The organism is Rubripirellula obstinata, assembly GCF_001642955.1.
Classification (GTDB): Bacteria; Planctomycetota; Planctomycetia; order Pirellulales; family Pirellulaceae; genus Rubripirellula; species Rubripirellula obstinata.
In genome coordinates this window covers 84,971-91,449 of record NZ_LWSK01000011.1, presented here as the reverse complement: position 1 = coordinate 91,449, position 6,479 = coordinate 84,971, and the positions used below count along the sequence as shown (strand labels likewise).

General features: G+C 53.4%; 6 protein-coding genes. 1 reads left to right on the top strand and 5 read right to left on the bottom strand.

Features of this window, described 5'->3' with window-relative positions; translation table 11 throughout:
- Positions 1-174 precede the first annotated feature (174 nt).
- The 4 genes from msrA to RC85_RS05760 all read right to left on the bottom strand — a co-directional run bounded on the left by msrA (position 175) and on the right by RC85_RS05760 (position 5,176).
- Positions 175-699, bottom strand: coding sequence for a peptide-methionine (S)-S-oxide reductase MsrA (gene msrA / locus RC85_RS05775; protein WP_068259724.1), 525 nt, complete (start codon positions 697-699; stop codon positions 175-177).
- A 173-nt stretch (positions 700-872) separates the two neighbouring features.
- Complete coding sequence (locus RC85_RS05770) at positions 873-2,129, bottom strand: SHD1 domain-containing protein (protein ID WP_068259721.1); 1,257 nt, start codon at positions 2,127-2,129, stop codon at positions 873-875.
- Positions 2,126-4,174, bottom strand: a complete 2,049-nt coding sequence (locus RC85_RS05765) for a S1C family serine protease (RefSeq protein ID WP_068259718.1) — start codon at positions 4,172-4,174, stop codon at positions 2,126-2,128. The genes RC85_RS05770 and RC85_RS05765 overlap by 4 nt, the downstream gene beginning before the upstream one ends.
- An 81-nt stretch (positions 4,175-4,255) precedes the next feature.
- Positions 4,256-5,176 carry an SHOCT domain-containing protein gene (locus RC85_RS05760; RefSeq protein WP_068259715.1) on the bottom strand — a complete coding sequence of 307 codons (921 nt, stop codon included), beginning with the start codon at positions 5,174-5,176 and terminating at the stop codon, positions 4,256-4,258.
- A 234-nt stretch (positions 5,177-5,410) separates the two neighbouring features.
- On the opposite strand from RC85_RS05760, the gene RC85_RS05755 reads away from it, so the two are divergent.
- Positions 5,411-5,803 carry a group II truncated hemoglobin gene (locus tag RC85_RS05755; RefSeq protein ID WP_068259712.1) on the top strand — a complete coding sequence of 131 codons (393 nt, stop codon included), beginning with the start codon at positions 5,411-5,413 and terminating at the stop codon, positions 5,801-5,803.
- A gap of 136 nt (positions 5,804-5,939) precedes the next feature.
- On the opposite strand, the gene csrA is transcribed toward RC85_RS05755, so the two are convergent.
- A complete protein-coding gene (gene csrA / locus RC85_RS05750; RefSeq protein ID WP_068259742.1) occupies positions 5,940-6,167 on the bottom strand; it encodes a carbon storage regulator CsrA in 228 nt (75 codons plus the stop codon).
- Positions 6,168-6,479: the final 312 nt, after the last annotated feature.

Sequence of the window (6,479 nt, the reverse complement as noted above, 5' to 3'; positions counted from 1 at the left end):
AGTTTTGGTCCCGGAAAACACGGGTTAGTTCGTTTAGCCGCGTGGGCATCGCCCCGCGCGTCGTGCTGGCCCGAACGCGCGGGGCGATGCCCACGCGGTTAAACAATTTAGAAACCCTTCACGGCGTTGGGCGATACGCGCGGGGCGCTGCCCACGCGGTTAAACGATTTATAATCACTTCACGGCGTTGGACTGTACACCTGACGAACGCTTTGGCAGAACCCAATCCGGCCGGATGAAGTGACAGGTGTAGCCGTTTGGAATGCGTTCCAAGTAATCCTGGTGCTCGGGTTCCGCTTCCCAAAAATCGCTGACCGGTTCCAGTTCAGTCACCACCTTGCCCGGCCATAGCCCTGATGCATTCACATCAGCAATCGTATCGATCGCCGTTTGCTTTTGCTGTTCATCAACATAGTAGATTGCGGATCGATAAGACGGGCCGCGATCATTGCCCTGCCGATTGGCGGTCGTTGGATCGTGAATCTGAAAGAAGAATTCTAGCAGCGTACGGTAGCTGATTTGATCGGGATCAAAATTGATCTCAATGCCCTCGGCATGGTTACCATGATTTCGGTAAGTCGCATTGGGGACTTCGCCGCCGGTGTAACCAACTCGAGTCGATTCGACACCGGGAAGCTTTCGGATCAAGTCCTGCATCCCCCAAAAACACCCGCCGGCTAGTACTGCTCGTTCTGTCATCTTGCTTTCTCGTTTGTGGTTGGTTTTCGGTAGTTTACGTGTTGGACAAGGTCGTGTTGAAGTAGGCCGGAACAAGCCCTGCGCAGTTCCGGCTGCGCAGTTCCGGCAAACCAAGGAATCGCGGATGCAATTGCCGTAACTCGCTCCACTCGCTACGGCCTACTTGAAACGACTTATCGTCCGCGTTCTTCATCAGGAAGCCGAAACACTTCGACTAGTTTTCCGAGGGGTGCGCCAATCGCGGCAAAATGAATTCCGTCGGGTGAAAATGCGACGTGCTTCACGTACCCGCTGTCACCCATATCGAACTTCTGAACCTGCATGCCGGATTTTACGTTCCAGAGCATTACTTTTTGTCGGCCGCCACTGACCAGCAACCGTCCGCCGGGTGAATAGTCGGCTGACCAGGCGATTTCGTTTCCGTCACTGATGGTCGGTTGTGAAGTTCGTTGAGTCGCAAAAGTTTGAATGTCATAAGAACGGCCAGCGGAAATAGAACTTCCGTCCGGTGCAAACGCAACGAATTGACCGATGCCAGATGCCAGAGGCATTTGCTGGATAAATTTACGGCTCGATACATCAATCAATGCGGCGACCCGGCCGTCGGAAACCATCGCTTGTCCGCCGCGCTTGCTGAACATTGCGTCAACGGCAGAATGAAAGCTGAAACCGTCAAACCGACCGACGACTTCTCCCGAATCGATTTCCCAAAGACAAGCGATACCTGATGAATGGAGGCTGATGGCGTGCTTGTTATCGGGCGAAACTGAAATGCACTTTACCGGCCCGTGAGGAATCGAAAACTCATTTTCGGGTTTTAGATTACCGCGTCCATCGTATTGCCAAACCAGAACGCTTCCGTCGAACGAACCGGCGAACAACCGATTTCCATCGGGCGACATCGCTAAGGCTTCGCGATTGCCGCTTCCGATTTGGTAGACCACCTGAGTCGATGCGTTGACGTCCATCACCGTCACGTTGTCGTTTCCAAGCGTGAATAAATATCCACCGTCGCTGGAGAACACCAATCCTTTGTAGCCCCAGCGCTGTGACCGGAACTGACGAATCGATCCTGAATCGGATGGGGCATCGACCTCGATCGTTGCCATCTGTGTTGACGTCTTTGTCTTGGCCGCGGCTTTTGATCGCGAATTGTCTTTCGACAAAAGTGGTTTCACTTGCGACTCGTACTGCGGAAGCGACGCGATGAATTGCAGGTCATCGTCGCTTAACAGTTTCAGCGGAACCTTCGTAATCTGTCCGTCTGTCTTTTCGAGATAAGCTTTTTCATCACGAACGGTCACCAATTCAGCTTCGACGTTGTAATTGCCCGTGCGGTCAGACCAATTTCTTGCCGTTGCCGAAGCTGCGATGCCGATTAGAAAAGCGAGCGACGAAAGAACGACTCGCAACCCTGGGTAACCGTTCATTTGTTGAAATTGAATCTTCTAAGGTTGGATGATTGAGGTGCGTTCTTGACGCTTTCGATTGGTAGCTGTTGGTTCGTCCGACTTGTCGTGACGACGGGCGACCGGAAGGTTGATTTCTTGGTCGTTGATGGAGTGGCATTCGCCTTGGCTTCGGCCCTGGCTTCAACTCGGGCTTTTTCCCGTTCTTGGCTTGCAATCCGTTCTTTGGCAAGCGTTTGCTCGTCAACAAGTCGGTAGTTCATCGTCACGGGGATCCGCAGCGTAATGTTCTCGTCATTGACCTTGATCGACATTGTGTATTTCATCTCAATCATCTTGCCAGCGACCGGATCAAACCAGCCGTCGCCGGACCCCGAAATCACCAACGGTGGCTCTTGGTCCGATTCCCCGCCGACCGTTAACGAATAAGATTTCTGCACCTTGATTCCTCTGCTCGTTGGCTCGCCCAGCACGATCGTTGTCGATTCCGTTCCCAGCAACGCCTTCGTGCTATCCGGTGCTGGCTCTCGTTCTCGCATCCACGGTGGCCGATGCCTTGGACCAAAACTTCCAAATCCATAGGGGTCAAACTGTGATCGGCGTTGTCGTCTTTCGGGGCTCTGGATCACAATCATCTGAGTGGAAACGTCGCGTCCGGGTGCTGAATCTGGCAACGTTTCAATTCCCACGCGACTGATACTTCCCAGCAACAGAGGCAGCATCGCCTTTGGGTCATCTTGAATCGATTCGCCGGAGGACGTGACTTGGATTTTTCCATTAAAATGTCGATGCTGGGGCATCGTTGGCATCGACGAACCCATTGTCGGAGGCGTTGATTCGTACCAGTTTCCTGTGAATTTCAGTTCGTGCGGCGACTCCATCCCAGCGCCGCCCGGGCCAACGCTGACTTCCAACAACACCGTCGCGGGTTTGACCAGATCAACAATGTCGGGTGCCGAAAGCGTCGGCGACTCGTTTTGCATTTCGATCGCGATGGAAAGTTCTCTGGCTAGGTCGATCACTTTGTTTGATGGGACCGCAAACCCAACTTCGTTGATCCCAATGCCGGCCAACATCGAACTGGTGACACCGACCAAGCGACCCGACGCGTCAACAAGTGGGCCGCCGCTGTTGCCGGGATTGATCGTTGCGTCAATCTGCAACCCATCGGCACCGGCTGGTCCGCCGCGTCCCGACACTTCTCCTTTGGTCACTTTGATCGTCTTCCCCAGCACGTCCATCATCGGGTAACCGATCGCACGAACATCCTGACCCAATCGCACTCGATCGGAATCAGCAATTTTCAAGTAGGGAAGTCGTTTGGATTCCAGGCGAAGGATCGCTAAATCGTTTTCAGTGTCCATCTTCATCACCATCGCGTTGACGGTGCGACCGCCGACAGTCGCCCTGATCGCGCGGGCTCCTTTGACAACATGAGCACAGGTGACGACGAAGCCGTCGGGATGAATGACAAACCCGGTGCCGCTGCCTTCGACCGTTTGATCATCGACGTTTTCCACAGCCGGGCGTTTGCCGGTCGCCTGAATCGAATTCCGGCCGCGATACTTAAGTTTCTTGGGACCGATTTCCGCAGTGACATTGAAATCGTAAACGAGCTTGTCGTTCGGTTTCCAAGCATACTGCAAAGAAGAATCCAGACGCTGATGCGGTTCCGGGGCGTCGGGTTCATTAGGCTCGGCATCTTCGACTAAACGAACCCTTGATTCTTCTGGACGTTGCGGTTGTTCTGGTTCAACGATGCTCGGTTCCGGAGGTGAAACGGGAACCGTTGGGACCGTTGGAACCGTTGTCGAACGAGGCGAGGTTGAATCGGTTACCTCGGAAATGGGCTGCGACATTCCAGGTTTTTCTTCAGCGACTTTCAGTTCGCGGAAGTAACGCAAGCCAGCGAACGCCGTTACGCCTGCGATGAATACCAGCGACGCAACAACACCAGCCAGAATCAGGACCAATGTTCTGTTGTAATCTTCTTGACTGGTTTGCCTCGACATTGTCACCTCGCTCGTTCGATGCCCCGATTCCGAAAAATGGCCGATGAAAGCCATCGTTTCAGGATACCAGATGCCAACGAGGCAAATCCATCAAATTCAAGCCCGCATGCACTTCGAATGCGAGAAAATGCTGGCTTACAAACGCCCCAACAGGTCCGCTTTTTTGGTTGCGAACTCTTCGTCGGTGATGTAGCCCTTTTCCTTCAACGCACCCAATCGATCAAGTTTGCCGATCACGTCGTCGTTGTCACCGTTGCCATTGGATGGTTGGGACGATGTCATCGGCGGTGCGTTGTTCATCGATTGGTCGGGTTCCGATTGGAAGTTATCGGATGCTTGCGGCGGGGCGGGTTCGGGATTTTGAGGTGCAGGATTTTGAGGTGCAGGATTTTGAGGCGTTGGCTGACTAGGAGCTGTTTGCGGAACGCCGCCAATCGAAACGACGGGAAGCGAGGAAAGATCAACGGTTCCAAATTGGCTGCTGAAAGTGATCGAACCGCCCACGCCTTGCTGCTGTGAAAAACCGCCGATCTGGTGATTGAGCGTATCGTAAACCCAAGCTTCGCCGCCGGTGGTCACGGCCAATCGACGGCTGTTAGGAAAGTAGGCGTAGCGAGTTTGGTTTTGAGATCCGATCGCGGCGGGCGATCCCAACTCTTTGGGCCACCAATTTGTCGAAGGATCGGGAACGAACAAACTGTTGTCCGATCCCATCGAACCAGCCGCCTGCGATTGAGCGGACGAACCGTTCTGGCTTTGCGATTGAAACGATCCGCTAAAGGGAGCTGATTGATGGTTGGCTAGTTCGTTTGCAATGTCGCTGCAAAGATTGTTGACTTGGTTCTTCAGGTAGTTGTTGAACAAGTCGCTGACCATGGTCATTCCGCCTTGCATCCATTGTCCGCCGCCGCCGAATTCGGGGTGGTTGAACTGGGCCATGGTTCCATTGCCGTTGCTGACTGCGATCAACATGTGCGTCACCGCATCGGGCGACAAGCCGTGTCGCTGAGCGAGTGATTGGACGAGTTGGTTGCCTGAAGCAGATAAATTGGGCACGTTTTGGAAACCTTCGATAATGCGACTTCGTCGCGGGGGATGTTAAATTCTGCCTGGCCCCGTATTGTCGCTCGGATACCGCACTGCGGGAAGCGTCAAACCGCAAATTTTGCCCAGTGCAGGAGAAATGACAGTGCAGGAGAAATGGCGGTTCATCGCCAGCTCGATAAAATTCGGGCGAATTGCGGCTCGCCACCTGCACCAAAATGTCACGTAAAAGAATGCACCCAAGTAATGAACGAAATCACTACCTACGAACGCCTGGGCGGCGAAGAAGGCCTCAAAGCTCTGGTCGATCGGTTTTACGACCTGATGGACCAATTGCCAGAAGCAAAAACGATCAGGGATCTTCATGCAAAAGATTTGAAGTCGTCTCGAGAAAAGCTGTTCAAATTCTTGTCCGGTTTTTTTGGCGGACCAGATTTATTTGTCCAGCAGTACGGACATCCGATGCTTCGCAGGCGGCACTTGCCATTTCAGATCGGCGAAGATGAACGCGATCAATGGCTGCTGTGCATGAGTCAGGCGATCGAAGAATTGATCACTGACCCGGAATTGGCACTGCAGTTGAGAGTCAACTTTGCGAGAACGGCCGACCATATGCGAAATGTCGGCCCAGAATCTTGACGCTTCAGAAACGTGTTTTCCGAGACCTAAGAGACTGATTAGAAACGTAGCTGATCCCGCCAGGGTTCAGTCCACGATCGGGTCAAGATCGACTGAACCCTGGCGGGATCAGCTACGGGTTTATTTCAAGACAGTCCTAAGACTTTTTGGGCGGATGGATATCCTTGGTCGCGCCGTTGCCGGTTTGCGTGGCTCGGCGGTTTTCCCGCTGGATCGCATCGTAAACTTCTTGACGGTGGACGGGGATCGATTGGGGTGCTTCGATGCCTAAACGAACTTTGTCGCCTCGGATGTCGACGATCGTCACAACGACGTCGTCCCCAATCATGATGCTCTCGTCTCGGTGGCGGGATAGGACCAGCATGGTGCCCTCTTCTTCTGAAAGAGAGGTGAATGAATAAACTCGCGGGCTCTCGTTGGCCCCGAAACGTTCGGCTACGAGAATGGAATAAAACCGCCTCGCGACAAAAGAAGTGATCGACGCGATTGCCGCCTTTATTGACTTGCTAGAAAACAAGTCCGCCAATACCGGTCGTGCCGAATACCGCACATAGCGCTACACAAACGATCGGTGCGGATGTGCGCGGAGAGATGCGCAGAGATGCACAGAGATGCACAGAGATGCGCAGAGATGCACAGGGAATTGCCGAATTTCTTTCGATCCATCCGTATCTGA

What these genes read in the sequence shown, in the direction of transcription:
- msrA (WP_068259724.1), bottom strand. Translation starts at nt 699, where the DNA reads ATGACAGAACGAGCAGTACTAGCCGGCGGGTGTTTTTGGGGGATGCAG.
- RC85_RS05770 (WP_068259721.1), bottom strand. Translation starts at nt 2,129, where the DNA reads ATGAACGGTTACCCAGGGTTGCGAGTCGTTCTTTCGTCGCTCGCTTTT.
- RC85_RS05765 (WP_068259718.1), bottom strand. Translation starts at nt 4,174, where the DNA reads ATGGCTTTCATCGGCCATTTTTCGGAATCGGGGCATCGAACGAGCGAG.
- RC85_RS05755 (WP_068259712.1), top strand. Translation starts at nt 5,411, where the DNA reads ATGAACGAAATCACTACCTACGAACGCCTGGGCGGCGAAGAAGGCCTC.
- csrA (WP_068259742.1), bottom strand. Translation starts at nt 6,167, where the DNA reads ATGCTGGTCCTATCCCGCCACCGAGACGAGAGCATCATGATTGGGGAC.